Here is a 16,520-nt window from a genome sequence, read left to right as displayed (position 1 = left end):
AAAAGAACCCGGTCACATAAGTGATCGGGTTCTTTTTCGTTTAGCGCGTGACGGCCTGCTGCTCAGGCTGACGCGGTTTTTTCTTCAAAGTGAAAGATAGCAGGAAGCCGGCCAGCGCGATGCAGGCGGCCACGACAAATGCCGCATTCATGCCGTGCAAGGCGGCGTTTGCCGGAGCTGACGTATTTGCGTGCGCAGCCTGACTGCTCATAATGGAAACAAGCAGCGCCGTACCGATAGAACCGCCGATTTGGCGGACGGTATTGTTCATGGCTGTGCCGTGCGGAATTAAGTGGCGCGGCAGGGCGTTGATTCCCGCTGTCGTCACCGGCATCATAATCATGGCTGTTCCCAAAAGCCGCGCGGTATAAACGACGACAATCCAAATGAGAGAAGTCGAGTCCGTCAGATTCATAAACGGCAGGGACGTGAGCAGGATGATAAAGAATCCGGTCATCGCAAGGCCCTTTCCGCCGATTTTGTCAAAAATCCGGCCGATAAACGGAGACATCATCCCCATCACAACCGCGCCCGGCAAAAGCATTAATCCGGTATCAAACGCGGATACGCCCCGGACCTTCTGCGTGTAGAGCGGGAGAATGGTTTCCGTTCCGATCAGCAGCGCGAAAACAAGCGTGCCGAGCAGGGTGGTCAGGCTGAAAATCCCGAAGGAAAACACGCGGAATTCCAGCATCGGTTTTTTGAGCTTCATCTGTCTTGCGATAAAGAAAATCAGCGCGACCGCTCCGACAAGCAGCGAGGTCAGCACTTCAGTACTGGTCCACCCTGATGAACCGGCGCTTGAGAAGCCGTAAAGCAGGCCGCCGAATCCGAGGGTCGATAAGATCACGGATAAAATATCAATCTGTGTTTCTCGTAATGTCGTGACATTTTTCATCAGAATAATCGCTAAAAGCAAATCGATGACCGCGATCGGAAAGATGATATAAAACAAAGAGCGCCAAGAGAATGCTTCGACCGCCCATCCGGAAAGCGTCGGGCCGATTGCCGGCGCGAACGAGATCACCAAGCCGACCATACCCATTGCGCGGCCGCGCTTTTCAATCGGGAAAATCGTGAGAAATACCGTCTGCATGAGCGGCAGCATAATTCCGGCGCCGGCCGCCTGGATAATCCGGGCCGTTAACAATACCGGAAAGTTCGGAGCGAATGCACCGACAATGGTTCCGGCCGTGAAAATACTCATGGCGGTAATCAAGAGGGTGCGGCTCGTAAATTTTTCTATTAAAAACGCGGTAATCGGGATTAAAATCCCGTTCGTCAGCATAAACGATGTTGTCAGCCATTGCGCTTTGTTGGCGTCTATATTGAAGTCATTCATAATGTGCGGCAGCGCCGTAATAAGCAGCGTCTGGTTCAAAATGGCGACGAACGCTCCCGCCAAAAGAATCCCGACAATGACAGAGCGGTTGTACGGTGCAGTTTTAATACTCTTATTCAAGCTGATTCCTTCTTTCTTTATAGTTTGAGCAATGTTTTAACGGCTGCAAGCGGCTGGTGCAGCGGTCCGGCCTGTTCCAAATAACCGATGAGCGCTTTTATGAGAAAATCCCGCGGCTGTTTGTCCGCAGATTCTTTCTCCAGCATGGCCGCCGCGGAAACGAGACCCGCGGCATCATATTTCTCCTCAGGAAGGACTGAGACGGCTTCTTTCAGCTCCTTCAGGCTTTCAGCCAGCAATACGGTTTTGTCTTTCGGCTCAAATGAGGAAGCCGAGGCGATATAAAGGTCAATCATCTCCTGCGGCAAAGCGGTTTCGGTTTTCCTGTTTTCGACGATGAGATTGAGATGGCGGATGATAAACTCCGTGAGAGGTTCCAGGTCGAGCGGTTCTTTTTCCAGCTTAATCAGCGTGATGCATTCTCTCAGGAGCCCCTGCAGGACAATCACCAGCTCCCATACATAAGGAATGATGTCTTCGCCGTACGTCTGAATCAGTGAATCGCGATGCCAGCAGATAAAAGTGGAACGGGCCCTGTGAATATGCCGTTTTACCCGGTCATTAATAGAGGAAGGGCTTCCGTACATCAGCATATTAAAAAACTGCTGATTGCGCCTGAAGCCTTCAAGCTCAGCCATCAGTTTTTTGGCAAACCGTTCCTCAGGGGACAGGCTTGTTTCTTCATTTAATAGTGAAGCGGCCGCTACCATCTGTTTCTGGTTAAAATCGAGCAGCTCCAGAAGCAGGTCTTCTTTCGATTCAAACAGCTTATATAAAGATGCTTTGGAGACTTTGCACTCCTCAGCAATCGCCTGCATCGATACCGACGAAAAGCTTCTCCTCGAAAAAAGCTTTCTTGCCGCCAGCAGAATATCCGTTTTCTTATCGTTCATAAGCCCAGATTCCTTCTTTCGTCACAATAGAAAACCCATCGGTTCACAGAAAACCAATGAGTATATGATGAAAATATTAACAAAAATTTTTGCGCAGTGTCAACGCTTTTGTTTGAGAAAAAGAAAAAACCTGCCGGAGCGTTTCCGGCAGGCTGATGCGCTTATTTATCCGTTTTAAACCCTTGTTTTTCAAGCATTTCACGAATGTGCGGATAATAAAGCTGCTTATAGTAGGAGGTGATGCCTTGTGACCAGTTTCTTGTTTCTTGTCCGCCTGTGCGGTTTTTCATGTATTCGGACATCTGCTTGTCATAGGCTTCGATATGTGTTCTTAAATCTTCCTCTTGATACGTTTCATGATGCAGAACGGCTGCTTGCGGCAGACGCGGTTTTTTCGCGGAGCGGTCTGCCGGATGGCCGATGACGAGACCGGAAACCGGGAAAACGTATTTCGGGAGTTTCAGCATTTCAATGAGTTCATCCGGCTTGCCGCGCACGGCTCCGATCGGCACAGTGCCGAGTCCCATTGATTCAGCCGCGGCAGTTGCCGTACCGAGCGCAATCCCGACGTCTACGGCGCCGACAAGAACGGACTCTAAACCGTTCGTGATCTCAAGCGGCGTATCATTGTATTCTTCAAGCGCAATTTTGGCGCGGTTAAAATCAGCGCAGAATAAAAGGAAAACCGGCGCTTGTTCAATCCACGGCTGGCCGCCCGCCAATTCGGATATTTTTTTCTTCCGTTCCTTATCTTTCACGGCAATAACGGTAAATTGCTGGCCGTTAATGGAAGTCGGCGCTGCCTGAGCGGCTTGAATGATAAGGTCCAGCTGTTCATCTGATACGGGCTCATCTGTGTAGCTGCGGATGGAACGGTGGTCTGTTAATAATTGAAGGACTTCGTTCATGTTATTCATCCTTTCGTTACTCTGACAGCTCTGTGCGGACAACGTCAAGCGGCGCACTCAGCACTTCTTTTGCTTTTGCCACGAATCCTTGGAAATGGTCAGTGGCGTTGTGGAATTTCATCGCTTCTTCATCTTTCCATTGTTCAAGCATGACGAACGTATTTTCTTCACCGATTTTTTCGAAAAGATCGTATTGCACATTTCCTTCTTCCGCACGTGAATGCTGAAGAAGTGATTGCGCTTCTCCTAAAAATTCCTCGCGTTTATCCGCTTTTACTTTCATGTAAGCCTGTAAGACGATCATTGTAATTCCTCCTGATTGGGTTTATTTGTTATAGTTCGAATATTATCGAACTAACTGTAACATGTTTCGCAGTGAATGGTAAAGAAAAAACCCTCACCGCCTAAATTGTCACCCGCCGATGATCTGTGTTACATTTGACTCATGAACATTCCAAATCATCCTGAAACCGACCGCTTACAGCTGACAAAGGTTCTTCATGCTCTGAGTGATCCGCTCCGCTTAGAGCTGGTCAAACAATTGGCGGAAACAACTGAAAAAACGTGCGGCACATGTGCGGATGTCCGGGTCGCCAAATCAACGCTGTCCCATCACTTTAAAGTGCTCCGGGAAGCGGGGATCGCCCAAGTGCGCATAGACGGGAAGCACCGTTATTATTCCCTGCGCAAAGATGATTTACAAGCGGCGTTTCCCGGCCTGCTGGAGGCGATTTTGCAGACAGAGCCGGACCGCTGGTAAATAGTCCCCGAATTCCGGGGGTTTTTTTATGCGCCGAAAACCGTCCGGTAAAGCCTTGTGACGCCTTCCTGAATATCGCTCTCCTTCAGGCGGGCGAAGCCGAGAATGAGCTGCGGCTTATTTGGATCGCCTCCCGTTTTCAGGCGGAACCGGCTCATCGCAAACAGATCGAGCTGTTCTGCATCTGCCCGCGCCAATATTTCTTTTTCTGAACGGGCGCAGTCAAACTCCGTGACAAAATGAAGCCCGGCATTGGCGCCCTTTACATGGATTCTTTCCCCGAAGGTTTCTTCCAAAGCCGAAATGAGGCGCTCCCGCATGTTCTTATAATGCTGCTTCATCTTTTTTATATGTTTCTGATATTCACCTGAATCGATAAATTCTTTAAGCGCCAGCTGGGCAAGCGTGCTGCACGTATTAAGGTCATACGTTCTCTCTTTAAACGTCCGCAAAAGCCCGGGCGGCAGAACCATGTAGCTGATGCGCAGGCCGGGGAAAAGGGACTTTGAAAAGGTCCCCATGTAGATGACATTTTGAAACCGGTCAAGGCTTTGAAGCGCTGGGATCGTGTCGGCGTCATATTTAAATTCACTGTCATAGTCATCCTCAATAATGAAGCGGCCGTTCTGTTCGGCGGCCCAGTTTAAAAGCTGAATCCGCCGGGAAGCGGGCATGATTACCCCTGAGGGAAATTGATGGGACGGCGTGGTGATCAATACACTGGGCCGGCGCTTTTCGATTTCGGCCATGGACATGCCTTTTTCATCGAGGCTGATCGTGGCCGTTTTTTTCCCGAGGTTTTGCAGCAGCCGGTACATCCTCATATATCCCGGGTTCTCCATCGCGTACAGCGCGTCTTTTGGCAGCAGTTCCGTCAGCAGCTGCATCAGCATTTGCGTGCCCGCCCCGAGCACGATTTGTTCCGGGCGGCATGTAACGCCCCTTGTCAGGGAAATAAGCCTCGAAATCGTTTCGCGGACTTCATATAAGCCTTGCGGATGGACGAGTTCTCCGAGTGTATGAAATGAACGGGCGGCTGCTTTATGCTCACAGCGGAACCAGCTTTTCAGGGGGAAATGCGCCGTATCCACGCTCATATGTGAAAATGAAATCCAGCCGCTTTTATCCGTCTCCCGCTCTTTTAAATCTTCAGGCAATAAGAGCGAAGGCGTTTCTTCATGATAAACCGTATCAATTTCCTCAACGAAAAAACCTTTTCTTTCGACTGCATATAAATAACCTTCCGAAAGCAGCTGCTGATAAGCCGAATTCACTGAATTCACGCTGACCTTCAGTGTCTCGGCAAGCTCCCGTTTAGACGGCACCTTTGTGTGGGGCAGCAGGCTGCGCTTCAAAACGGCCGCTTTTATGTGCTGGTAGATCTGCTGGTATATATAATCCGCCGTTTCCGAATGATCAATGGAAATTGTCAGCATAAAGACCATGACCCCCTTCCTGGTACCATAGATAAATTGATTTTGGTACTTTTCATCATACCAAAAAGAAGTCAGAATGATAAGAAAATAACGCAAGGGGATGAAATCTATGAGTCAAACAGCATCAACGGAAGTGACAACTGCCCAGTGGCAGCAAAAACGGGATCAATTCGTTTCCAAAGGGGTCGGCAACGGAAACCGCAGCATGGCGGTAAAAGGGGAAGGGGCGCTTTTATACGATTTGGACGGCAGACGATTCATTGATTTTGCCGGAGCGATCGGAACGCTGAATGTCGGCCATTCCCATCCGAAAGTGGTGGAGGCGGTGAAGAAACAGGCGGAGGATCTGATTCACCCGGGATTTAACGTCATGATGTATCCGTCTTATATTGAGCTTGCCGAAAAACTTTGCGCCCTTGCGCCGGGAGATCATGCGAAAAAAGCGATTTTTCTCAACTCCGGAGCGGAAGCGGTGGAAAATGCCGTGAAAATCGCCAGAAAATATACGAAGCGCCAGGCTGTCGTGTCATTTACAAGAGGGTTCCACGGCCGCACGAACATGACGATGAGCATGACGAGCAAGGTGAAACCTTATAAATACGGATTCGGCCCGTTTGCCCCGGAAGTGTATCAGGCGCCGTTTCCTTACTATTATCAAAAGCCGGCCGGCATGACTGACGAGCAGTATGACGACTTGATCATCAGCGCTTTTGATGATTTCTTTATCGCTGCAGTTGCGCCGGAAACGGTCGCCTGTGTCGTTATGGAACCGGTTCAGGGAGAAGGCGGTTTCATCATTCCTTCAAAACGTTTCGTGCAGCATGTCGCCGCTTTTTGTAAAAAACACGGCATCGTTTTCGTGGCGGATGAAATTCAGACCGGATTTGCGAGAACGGGAACGTATTTTGCAATCGAGCATTTCGAAGCCGTCCCTGATTTGATCACCGTGTCCAAATCACTTGCGGCCGGATTGCCTCTGAGCGGCGTCATCGGCCGGGCGGAAATGCTTGATGCCGCTGCGCCGGGGGAACTTGGAGGCACATATGCGGGAAGCCCTCTCGGCTGTGCGGCTGCGCTTGCCGTCCTGGATATTATTGAAGAAGAAGGACTTAATCAGCGTTCTGAAGAGATCGGCCGCATCATTGAGCATCAAGCGCTTGAATGGAAAAAAGAGCATGCGTGTATCGGAGAAGTGCGCAGACTCGGCGCGATGGCGGCCATCGAAATTGTCAAAGACCAGGACACGCGTGAACCGGACAAAGCAAAAGCCGCGGAGATCGCTAAAACGGCGAACGAGAACGGACTGCTGCTGCTGACGGCGGGGATTAACGGCAACATTATCCGATTTCTGACACCGCTTGTCGTGACGGATGAACAGCTCAAAGAAGGCCTTTCCATTATCGAAGCAGCTCTGTGAGTTCAATTATTGGTATGCCGGCGGATGTGTCTGCTATCATGAAAGTGTGAGATATATCAACAAGCATTCAATGGCTTTACTATAGGAAAGAAAGGAATGTTCAATATGCCAGAACAATTAACAGTGTACAACCCGGCAACGGGAGAGGCGATCGAAAGCATCCCCCAGCAGACGGCCGAAGAAGTTGAAAAAGCGATTGAACGTTCACATCAAGCGTTTCAATCATGGTCCAAAACGTCAGCGGGAGAACGTGCCTCACTTTTGAGAAAATGGTATGAGCTGATTGTTGAAAATAAAGAAGAACTTGCGGAATTAATTACGAAGGAAAACGGTAAACCGTACGAAGAAGCGGTCGGAGAAGTGTTATACGGCGCCGGCTATATTGAATGGTTTGCCGAGGAAGCAAAACGGATTTACGGCAGAACCGTCCCTGCGCCGACAACGGGCAAACGGATCGTCGTCACCCGCCAGGCGGTCGGCCCGGTAGCCGCGATCACGCCGTGGAATTTCCCGAATGCGATGATTACAAGAAAAGCCGCGCCCGCTTTGGCCGCAGGCTGTACGTTCATCATCAAACCCGCGGAGGATACGCCGCTTTCCGCTTACGCCCTTGCGCGTCTCGCGTATGAAGCGGGAATTCCGAAGGACGTGCTGCAAGTGGTGATCGGTGACGGAGCCGAAATCGGAAACGTCTTTACCAGCAGTCCGAAAATCCGCAAAATTACCTTTACCGGCTCAACGCCTGTCGGCAAAATCCTGATGAAAAACAGCGCCGACACCGTAAAACATATGTCAATGGAGCTTGGCGGACATGCGCCGCTGATCGTAGATGAAGACGCTGATCTTGATCTGGCGGTAGCCCAAACGATGGCCTCTAAATTCAGAAATGCCGGCCAAACCTGCGTCTGTGCGAACCGTCTGATCGTACACGAATCCGTGAAAGACGAGTTTGCGAAAAAACTGAGTGAAGAAGCTGCGAAACTCAAAGTCGGAAACGGTCTTGAAAAAGGCGTAAACGTCGGTCCTGTCATCAACAAAAAAGGGTTCGATAAAATCGTCGCTCAAATTAATGATGCCGTGGAAAAAGGCGCAGAAGTGCTGACAGGCGGAACATATGACCAAAACGATGAAAAAGGATGCTATTTCGTGACTCCGACCGTGCTGTCAAACGTAGATACATCCATGAACATCATGCATGAAGAAACATTCGGCCCGGTTGCGCCTATCGTTACGTTCTCAGATATCGATGAAGCGATCAAGCTTGCGAACGATACGCCGTTCGGGCTTGCGGCTTATTTCTTTACAGAAAACTACCGCCGCGGCATCTATATTTCTGAACAGCTTGAATACGGCATCATCGGCTGGAATGACGGCGGCCCGTCAGCGGTTCAAGCGCCGTTCGGCGGAATGAAAGAAAGCGGCATCGGCCGTGAAGGCGGTACGGAAGGCATTGAGCCGTATCTGGAAACCAAATACATGTCAATCGGACTTTAATAGCCAAAAAAAGAGCCCCTGCTTCTGGGGACTGACCCCCGTTTTTGAGACAGGGATCAAAACACCTTTAAGCAGCCAGCTGTCGGTATGTGACCGGCGGCTGGTTGTTTAGTTTCGTTTGAATACGAATGTTGTTATAATAGTGTATATAGGTTTCGACAGTTTGTTCTACGATGGTCGTCGTAGTGCTTTCCAACCTGTCGAGGTAGAACGTTTCAGACTTTAGTGAGGAATGAAACGATTCGATGGAGGCATTATCAGCGGGCGTCCCTTTGCGGGACATGCTCATGGTAATGCCTTTTGTTTTAACAGCTTTCTGATACTCATAAGATGTATAAACAGAACCTTGGTCACTATGTAACACGCAGTTCTCTGGCAGTGCGGGCAGCTGATCAAGTGTGTGTAAGACAAAGTCTGTGTCCTGTCTATCGCCAATCGTAAAAGCAATCACTTCTCCATTGTATAAATCCAATATACTGGAAAGATACAATTGTTTCTGCCCATAAGGCAAATATGTGATATCCGTTACTAGCTTTTCCAGAGGGCGATCAGACTGAAAGTTTCGATCCAATATATTCTCGGCCACGGCATATGGCTGCCCATTCTTCTTGCGCTTTTTCACCTTAACCCGGCATTGCCACTGATTCTTCTGCATAATGCGCTGAACCGTTTTATGATTCATACGCATTTCCTTTTTTAATATGGCTGTGATTTTCCGATAGCCATACCGATACTTGTGTTCTCGGCACAACGTGCCGATTTGTTTTTCTAAATGGTATTTAGGGTTATCTTTCATCAGATTCTTCTTCCAACGATAATAAGATGCTCGTGAGATACCTAAATGAATACAGATATCCTTTATGGTCATTGTGCCGCGCAATGCTTCTACAAGCTCGACTGGCGTTTCGCTATCAGCTTCCTTTCCAATTCGTTGTACTTTTTTAACACTTCATTCTGTTGTCTCAGATAACGATTTTCTGCCTGCAGTTTCTCTAATTCGGAAGAATACTCTGGACCTTTCCCATAAGAATATTGCTTTCCGACAGGTTGTTGGAATCGATGTGTATCCCCAGCTTTATACCACCTGACCCATGTCTGAATCTGCGTCTTATTCTTTATATTCAATTCCTGCATGATCTCCTTCACAGGCACGCCCGCCAATCTCATTTCTACAGCCTTCTGTTTGACTTCAACCGGATAACTCACTCTTGTCCTCATAGAAAAACACCTCCAAGTCTAATTTCGGATAACAACGATCCGTTTTCAAACTTGAAGGTGTTTTTTGTTTGTCTCATATTATGGGGTCAGTCCCTCTGAGCGGGGCTTTTTTTAATGGGCAGCCTGCCGGTAAAATCGCCGGCAGGCTTTTTTGTTCTGATTTGAGAATAATCGGATGAATTCCAGACAAAATAACAGCAAATACGATTGAAAGAAGGTCGCCATCATGGATATATTACTGGCTCTTCTCCCGGCTTTGTTTTGGGGGAGCATCGTGTTATTTAACGTCAAATTAGGCGGCGGGCCTTACAGCCAGACGCTTGGTACGACAATCGGGGCGCTCATCGTTTCGTTTGTACTGTATCTGTTTGTCCATCCGGTGCTGTCTGGGCGCATTTTTATTGTTGGCATCATATCGGGGCTGTTTTGGTCGCTCGGCCAAAGCAATCAGCTAAAAAGCATCCAGCTGATGGGCGTTTCAAAAACGATGCCGATATCAACGGGAATGCAGCTCGTCTCGACTTCTTTGTTCGGGGTGATTGTATTCAAAGAATGGTCAACCCCCATCGCGATTACGCTGGGTATTCTCGCCCTTATTTTAATCATCGTCGGTATAGTGCTCACATCTTTAGAAGATAAAAAAGGGCGGGCTGACGGAGAACCGGGAAACTTAAAAAAAGGCATTGTCATCCTGCTGATCTCTACGCTCGGTTATTTGGTCTATGTCGTCGTGGCCCGGCTGTTCGGCGTATCCGGCTGGTCAGCGCTTCTGCCGCAGGCGATCGGGATGGTTATCGGCGGGCTGCTCCTGACATACAAGCATAAACCGTTTAATAAGTACGCCCTCAAGAACATTCTGCCGGGAATCATCTGGGCGCTCGGGAATATGTTTCTGTTCATCTCACAGCCGCGCGTCGGTGTTGCGACAAGTTTTTCCCTGTCTCAAATGGGGATCGTCATCAGCACGCTCGGCGGAATCTTCATCCTCCGTGAGAGCAAAACGAAGCGCCAGCTGGTCGCCATTGCCATCGGGATTATCCTGATCATCGTGGCCGCAATATTCTTAGGCATTGCAAAATCAAATTCATAACAACATGCAGGAGGTTTGAACATGTACACGGATTTAAAAGGAAAAGTCGTAGCCATTACGGGAGCATCATCAGGATTAGGAAAAGCGATGGCGCTCCGCTTCGGACAGGAGCAGGCGAAAGTCGTCATTAACTACTACAGTAATGAAAAAGAGGCACAAACCGTAAAAGAAGAGGTTCAAAAAGCGGGCGGTGAAGCAGTCATCATTCAAGGTGACGTCACAAAAGAAGAAGATGTGAAAAACATCGTCCAGACCGCGGTGAAAGAATTCGGCACATTGGATATCATGATCAATAACGCCGGCATGGAAAACCCGGTTCAGTCGCATGAAATGCCGTTAAAAGACTGGAACAAAGTCATCAATACCAATCTGACCGGCGCTTTTCTGGGAAGCCGCGAAGCCATTAAATATTACGTAGAAAATGATATTCAAGGAAACGTCATTAACATGTCGAGCGTGCATGAAATGATTCCGTGGCCGCTGTTTGTCCACTACGCGGCAAGTAAAGGCGGCATTAAATTGATGACGGAAACGCTGGCGCTTGAGTACGCGCCGAAGCGCATCCGTGTTAACAATATCGGACCGGGCGCGATCAATACGCCGATCAATGCGGAAAAATTCGCGGATCCCGTCCAGAAAAAAGATGTGGAAAGCATGATTCCGATGGGATATATCGGTGAGCCGGAAGAAATCGCGGCCGTCGCCGTCTGGCTCGCTTCAAAGGAATCAAGCTACGTGACCGGCATTACACTGTTTGCTGACGGCGGAATGACCAAATATCCGTCATTCCAGGCAGGCCGGGGATAAGAAAAAAAGCGATCTCAGGCTCTTTAGAGCCGGATCGCTTTTTGCTTACGCGCGTTTTTTCTTTACAAGCGCTGCGATCGAAAGGATAATCGCCGCAGCTGACAGAACGATGGCCGCAATATCAAGCGCAGATACGCCGGATTTGCTTTCTTCATTTGACTGTTCAGCTCCGTGCGCATCCGTCACGTTCGCCGCTTTTGTGATTTTCGTAATTGAGTGAGGCGTGTCGGCGTTCTCATCACCCGTCCATTCTACAATGCTGCCGTCTTTGTAATATTGGTAGGCGTCCCAAGCGGCATCCGCGGTCTTTTCAGGGTTTTTCGCAACGAATGTGAACTGCTGGAATTGGCCGGGCTGAATGCCGCCGTCCTTTGCTTCCCAAGTGACGGAGACCGCCTTGTCATCATGCTTTGCTACGGACGTTTTCCAGCCCGGAATCGGCTGATACTGCTGGAACTCAACGCCCGCGGGCATTTTCAGCACGACTTTCGTTGTCGGCTCATTTTTTTCCACAGGCACTTTCATTGTGTACGTTTCCCAAGAACCCGCCGCGGATTCCGCGGGTTTGACGGAGACGTGGGCGCTTGCTGCAGCCGTAAAACCGGTGAGTGACAGGGTCACGGCAAATATGAATACGAAAGCCTTTTTTTTCAACATGAGATACACTCCTTAGTTTGTCGTTGAGAATACTTGGTTGATTTCATTGAAATCGCTTGTCAGTCCGTGGACTTTGATCTTCCAGTTTCCCTTTTCGGTGATGGACAGGTTGGCGGCTTCGAATGTGCCTTCCTTCGTCTTTTTCAAATCAAAGGTGCTTTCATGCTGTTTGCCGCTGAAGCCCGTCTGATAAACAGTCACCGTAAATTGCTGAATGTCTTTCACCAAGCCGCCGTTATGATCGGTGACAATGACTTGAAATTCATTTTTACCCGGCTGGTTCGGCGTAATATGCAGGGACAGGGTTTCCCCGTTTCCGATCATTTCTGAGCCGTTAAAAGGCAATGGCGCGGGCGGCGGCGGGCTGGGCAGGCTTGTGAAGACAGCGGTTGTAAATAACACCGCAATGCCGATTGCCCATTCGGCCTTTATCGTTGCGCTGATGCTCCTTTTTCTGCGGAACTTCGTCATCCATACGTGAATGGCGCCGAGCGCAAGCATGATGACAAACAGCCCGATTTTCAAAAGGAGCGTCTTGCCGTAAGCGGTGTGAAAGAGTGAATCAAACGAACGGATAATGAAAAATCCGTTCAGCACACCTGAAAATAAAAGCACGCCGACAGAGGCGAACGCCCAAGGAGAAAAGCGTCTGACCGTTTCCCAGGCGGCGGTTTTATCTGTTTTTCTCCACTCTGATGAAAGAAGGAGCACAAGCACGGCTATACCGCCGGTCCATACAGACGCGGCTGATAAATGGAGAAAATCCATCGCGATGCCGACCGCTTTTTCGTCAATAACCGCTGCATGTCCGGCGAATGCTTTTGCCAAAAGCGAAGCGAAAAAGAACAGCAGCGGCGCCGTCCAGTACGCAAATGACCGGAAAGCTTTCTTCTTCAGCAGCGGGATCATGGACAGGGCAAGCAGGATAAATAGGCTGATCTGGATCATCCAGACGCACCCGCCTGCCGTTTTCAGAAGCGTTTCTTTTACATAGTCCGGCTGAAACGCGGCGCTCCAAGCGCCGCCCGCGTTTTCTTTCGTCTGGATCGGGAGCTGGCAGACAAGCGCAAGCCCCGTTAAACATAAGGAAATCACGAGCAGCTTTACAGTTCGTTTTGCTTTTGATGAATCATTTTTTCTGTACCAAAACAGATGAAAAAACGCCGTGCCGATAAACAGGGAGAGAGCGGTATACAAAATACCGCGGTCGATGGCCGCTTCGGGATGAAGCGCCGCTTGTGATGATGTTTGCTCCTGAAGTTCACCGCCGGCTTTCCCGATACTGAAAGGAATGACGCCGGATACCGGGTGACCGTCGGCCGACACCGCGTTCCATTCCGCTCTGTAAATATCATGCGGCAGATTTTTTTTCAATGCCGCGGTCATGATGCGGGCATCACTTTTTTGAATCACCGTTTTGCCGGCATCGACCCGTTCGCCGGATGAATTATAGACCTTAATGGAGTGAAAGCCTTCTTCAATCTGTTCATTAAACTCAATTTCAATCTGCTTCGGCGCTTGTTTTAATTCGCTGTTCTCACCCGGGTTTGAGTTTGTGATGTAGGCGTGGGCGAAACTTGTTTTCGGAATCAAAACAAGGAACAGCAAAAAGATGAGCCAGCGTTTGTTCTGTCTCATGGCTTGTGACACCGCCTTCCGGTTGGTTGTTGTTATGTCTTGCTGCAGGTGCATCCCTTCTGCCTGTCGTGTAAGATGATGTCCGCCGCCTCGTCAAAGGTGCAAATGACCCCGCCGAATCCTTTTTGAAACCGTTCTGCGTAATCACGCGTTGAGAAGGGAATCGCCTGAGGCCGGCAGCAATGAAGGTCAATATCGGCATGGACTAAAAAGTAAGCAGAAGCGGCCGTCAGCGTTGTCTGGAGAAGAAAATCCTTACAAATGACATGAGACACTTCTTCCTTTTTATCCTCATACCGCAAAATCGCGCAATGAATGCAGCACATCTGCTCAACGGCTTGTGAAACAGTAATGAGCTGGACAGAATATGAATGCTGAATCGGCCGCAGGCAATAGCCGCATTGATTGGCGCTTTTTTCTGAAGCGGGCGGGAGCGTAATGCCGCCGGGTGTCCGGATAATCCGGTTTGCATCCGCCAGCTGATTGACGTCTCTGTACACGGTCATCTCGGAGACGCCGAATCTCTCGCTTATGTCAGAGATTTTCAGCGCGCCCTCCTCTTTCAGCCATTCAAGCAAGGTTTGCTGTCTGTTAATCGGAAGCAATTCTGCATCCTCCTTTTTATGCGAATGAGTGATGAACCTCCCTTTAAGAGTAGATGTTTTCACAAATGTGCACAAGAGCCTGATGATAAAATGTGTGAAAATATGTTGAACAATCACAAATGTAAAACGCGGAGACAGACTCTGTTATAATAGAAGAGTTGAATGGAGGAATAAACATGAAAGAAACGACCTGCCCGAACTGCGGCAAGCCGATTACAGGCGACATGGTCAGATCATCCATGATCCCGTGCCAGTTTCAGTGCGGACATTGCCATGTGAAATTGCGTGAATATAAAGTATCAGCTCCGATTATGGCTGTGGCCATTGCGATAACCGTGCTTTTGATTTATCTTGTGCAGATGGCCAGAACCGCCGTCATGCCGATGATTCCGGCCGCGCGGTATGTGCCGGCCGCCATTTTTGCGCTCGTATGTGCGTATCCGGTGTTTATTGTCAGTGAGCGGATCATTGCCAAACTCGTCGTTACAAAAGGACACATTATATACAGGAAGCGGTAAGACACCTTTGATGAGGTGTCTTTTTTTAGTTAAGGATTTGTCACAGTCTCTGTGCCAAACTCCTCTTTACTTTTCATTGAATGAGGATTGTAAGCGTTTTATGATGAAGGCACAGGGGCGAAAGAAAACCCCGTGTCTTATTTATTTTCATCTTAAGGCAGGCAAACAGGGAGGGAAATGATATGCAGCAAGAACAGCAAGCTGGCATGAAAGTAAAGATACAGCGGTTCGGCAGTTATTTAAGCGGTATGATCATGCCGAATATCGGCGCATTTATTGCATGGGGAATTATCACCGCGCTGTTTATTCCTGCGGGATGGTTTCCGAATCCGCAGCTGAATACATTGGTAAGCCCGATGATTACGTATCTTCTGCCGCTTTTAATCGCATATACGGGCGGAAAAATGATTTACGATCACCGCGGGGGAGTCGTCGGAGCGACAGCGGCCATCGGAGTCATTGTCGGAGCGGACATTCCGATGTTCTTAGGGGCAATGATTATGGGGCCTTTGGGCGGCTATCTCATTAAACAATTAGACCGTGTGTTTAAAGATAAAGTCAGACAGGGTTTTGAAATGCTGATCAACAACTTCACGGCGGGAATTATCGGCGCGGTGCTGACGATTATCGCGTTTTATGCGATCGGCCCGGTCGTCCTGTCTCTTAACAAATTGCTGGCGGCGGGTGTGGAAGTCATTGTCCACGCGAACTTGCTGCCGATTGCAAGCGTTTTCGTGGAACCGGCGAAAGTCCTGTTCCTGAATAACGCGATCAACCACGGCATTTTAAGTCCGATCGGAATTGAGCAGGCAGCCAAAGCGGGTAAATCCATTCTGTTCTTAGTGGAAGCGAACCCCGGGCCTGGACTCGGTATTTTACTGGCATACATGTTCTTTGGGAAAGGTTCTTCAAGATCGACGGCTCCGGGAGCGGCGATCATTCATTTCTTCGGGGGGATTCATGAAATCTATTTCCCTTACATTTTAATGAAACCGATGCTGATCCTCGCGGCGATCGCCGGGGGAGCGAGCGGACTGCTCACATTCTCGATTTTTAACGCGGGTCTTGTCGCCGCATCATCTCCGGGCAGCATCATCGCCATTTTGGCACTGACACCGAAAGGAAGCTATCTCGGCGTGCTGGCGGGCGTCATCGTTGCCGCGGCCGTATCGTTTATCATCTCGGCGCTTATTCTGAAATCGTCCAAAGCGGGAGAAGAAGATCTGACAGCCGCTGCGGAAAAAATGCAGGAAATGAAAGGCAGGAAAAGCGAAGCGGCGGCCGCATTGGCGGACAAAGAGGAAGAGCCGGAAAACAGCGCCGCTGATATGTCCGCTGACCAAGTCAGCCGCATTATCTTCGCATGCGACGCGGGTATGGGATCGAGCGCAATGGGCGCCTCCATTTTAAGAAACAAAGTGAAAAAAGCAGAGCTTGACATTGATGTGACAAATACATCAATCAATAATCTTCCGAATGACGCGGATATCGTCATTACGCATAAGGACCTGACTGACCGTGCGAAAGCGAAGCTGCCGCAGGCGGTGCACATTTCGGTTGATAATTTCTTGAACAGCCCGAAATACGATGAACTGATTGAAAAGCTTCAAAACTAAT

Annotated in this window: 16 protein-coding genes; 7 read left to right on the top strand and 9 right to left on the bottom strand. The window is 49.2% G+C overall.

Features of this window, described 5'->3' with window-relative positions; all coding sequences use genetic code 11:
* Positions 1-40 precede the first annotated feature (40 nt).
* From ACQE26_RS02330 to ACQE26_RS02315, 4 genes are all read right to left on the bottom strand, one after another.
* Positions 41-1,462: an MDR family MFS transporter gene (locus tag ACQE26_RS02330; RefSeq protein WP_500470551.1), complete on the bottom strand. Its 1,422-nt coding sequence runs from the start codon at positions 1,460-1,462 to the stop codon at positions 41-43.
* Positions 1,463-1,479: 17 nt separating this feature from the next.
* Complete coding sequence (locus tag ACQE26_RS02325) at positions 1,480-2,355, bottom strand: TetR family transcriptional regulator (RefSeq protein ID WP_500470550.1); 876 nt, start codon at positions 2,353-2,355, stop codon at positions 1,480-1,482.
* A gap of 161 nt (positions 2,356-2,516) precedes the next feature.
* The gene (nfsA, locus tag ACQE26_RS02320) at positions 2,517-3,263 is read right to left on the bottom strand and encodes an oxygen-insensitive NADPH nitroreductase (RefSeq protein ID WP_500470549.1); all 747 of its coding nucleotides are present in this window, start codon (positions 3,261-3,263) and stop codon (positions 2,517-2,519) included.
* A gap of 16 nt (positions 3,264-3,279) precedes the next feature.
* Positions 3,280-3,567 carry a putative quinol monooxygenase gene (locus tag ACQE26_RS02315; protein WP_060963601.1) on the bottom strand — a complete coding sequence of 96 codons (288 nt, stop codon included), beginning with the start codon at positions 3,565-3,567 and terminating at the stop codon, positions 3,280-3,282.
* 141 nt (positions 3,568-3,708) lie between these two features.
* On the opposite strand from ACQE26_RS02315, the gene ACQE26_RS02310 reads away from it, so the two are divergent.
* Positions 3,709-4,023, top strand: coding sequence for an ArsR/SmtB family transcription factor (locus ACQE26_RS02310; RefSeq protein WP_003156322.1), 315 nt, complete (start codon positions 3,709-3,711; stop codon positions 4,021-4,023).
* 26 nt (positions 4,024-4,049) lie between these two features.
* Here the strand turns inward: ACQE26_RS02310 and gabR are convergent, their stop codons facing one another.
* Entirely contained in the window at positions 4,050-5,459 is a 1,410-nt protein-coding gene (gabR, locus tag ACQE26_RS02305) for a MocR-like transcriptional regulator GabR (RefSeq protein ID WP_500470547.1), read from the bottom strand.
* Positions 5,460-5,568: 109 nt separating this feature from the next.
* On the opposite strand from gabR, the gene gabT reads away from it, so the two are divergent.
* Positions 5,569-6,876, top strand: coding sequence for a 4-aminobutyrate--2-oxoglutarate transaminase (gabT, locus tag ACQE26_RS02300; RefSeq protein ID WP_500470546.1), 1,308 nt, complete (start codon positions 5,569-5,571; stop codon positions 6,874-6,876).
* Between the two features lie 105 nt (positions 6,877-6,981).
* Complete coding sequence (gene gabD / locus ACQE26_RS02295; RefSeq protein WP_045926242.1) at positions 6,982-8,370, top strand: succinate-semialdehyde dehydrogenase; 1,389 nt, start codon at positions 6,982-6,984, stop codon at positions 8,368-8,370.
* Positions 8,371-8,437: 67 nt separating this feature from the next.
* Here gabD and ACQE26_RS02290 read toward each other — a convergent pair.
* Positions 8,438-9,588 (bottom strand): IS3 family transposase gene (locus ACQE26_RS02290; RefSeq protein ID WP_500469265.1). Its coding sequence is split into 2 segments (ribosomal slippage): positions 8,438-9,315 and positions 9,315-9,588, totalling 1,152 coding nucleotides; the frame shifts between segments, so codons are not numbered across the junction.
* Positions 9,589-9,814: 226 nt separating this feature from the next.
* Between ACQE26_RS02290 and ACQE26_RS02285 the strand changes: the two genes are divergently transcribed.
* Both ACQE26_RS02285 and gdh read left to right on the top strand, forming a co-directional pair.
* The gene (locus ACQE26_RS02285; protein WP_016937246.1) at positions 9,815-10,678 is read left to right on the top strand and encodes a RhaT/GlcU family sugar-proton symporter; all 864 of its coding nucleotides are present in this window, start codon (positions 9,815-9,817) and stop codon (positions 10,676-10,678) included.
* A 21-nt stretch (positions 10,679-10,699) separates the two neighbouring features.
* Entirely contained in the window at positions 10,700-11,485 is a 786-nt protein-coding gene (gene gdh / locus ACQE26_RS02280; RefSeq protein ID WP_016937245.1) for a glucose 1-dehydrogenase, read from the top strand.
* 45 nt (positions 11,486-11,530) lie between these two features.
* On the opposite strand, the gene ACQE26_RS02275 is transcribed toward gdh, so the two are convergent.
* From ACQE26_RS02275 to ACQE26_RS02265, 3 genes are read right to left on the bottom strand one after another with little or no spacing between them, the layout of a single operon-like run.
* Positions 11,531-12,142 (bottom strand): YcnI family copper-binding membrane protein, encoded by a 612-nt coding sequence (locus ACQE26_RS02275; RefSeq protein ID WP_045926241.1) that lies wholly within the window; start codon positions 12,140-12,142, stop codon positions 11,531-11,533.
* A 12-nt stretch (positions 12,143-12,154) separates the two neighbouring features.
* A complete protein-coding gene (locus ACQE26_RS02270) occupies positions 12,155-13,780 on the bottom strand; it encodes a copper resistance CopC/CopD family protein (RefSeq protein WP_060965074.1) in 1,626 nt (541 codons plus the stop codon).
* 32 nt (positions 13,781-13,812) lie between these two features.
* Positions 13,813-14,385, bottom strand: coding sequence for a DeoR family transcriptional regulator (locus ACQE26_RS02265; protein ID WP_047476249.1), 573 nt, complete (start codon positions 14,383-14,385; stop codon positions 13,813-13,815).
* A gap of 176 nt (positions 14,386-14,561) precedes the next feature.
* On the opposite strand from ACQE26_RS02265, the gene ACQE26_RS02260 reads away from it, so the two are divergent.
* Both ACQE26_RS02260 and ACQE26_RS02255 read left to right on the top strand, forming a co-directional pair.
* On the top strand, positions 14,562-14,903 hold the full coding sequence (locus tag ACQE26_RS02260; protein WP_060963596.1) for a YcnL family membrane protein: 342 nt from the start codon (positions 14,562-14,564) through the stop codon (positions 14,901-14,903).
* A gap of 182 nt (positions 14,904-15,085) precedes the next feature.
* The gene (locus ACQE26_RS02255; RefSeq protein ID WP_500470545.1) at positions 15,086-16,519 is read left to right on the top strand and encodes a PTS mannitol transporter subunit IIBC; all 1,434 of its coding nucleotides are present in this window, start codon (positions 15,086-15,088) and stop codon (positions 16,517-16,519) included.
* The last annotated feature ends 1 nt before the right edge of the window (position 16,520 follow it).

The sequence above is a fragment of the Bacillus sp. 5RYD7K genome (genome assembly GCF_059831465.1).
The sequence above is the reverse complement of the archived record's forward strand: the minus strand, read 5'-3'. Positions and strand labels throughout refer to the sequence as shown.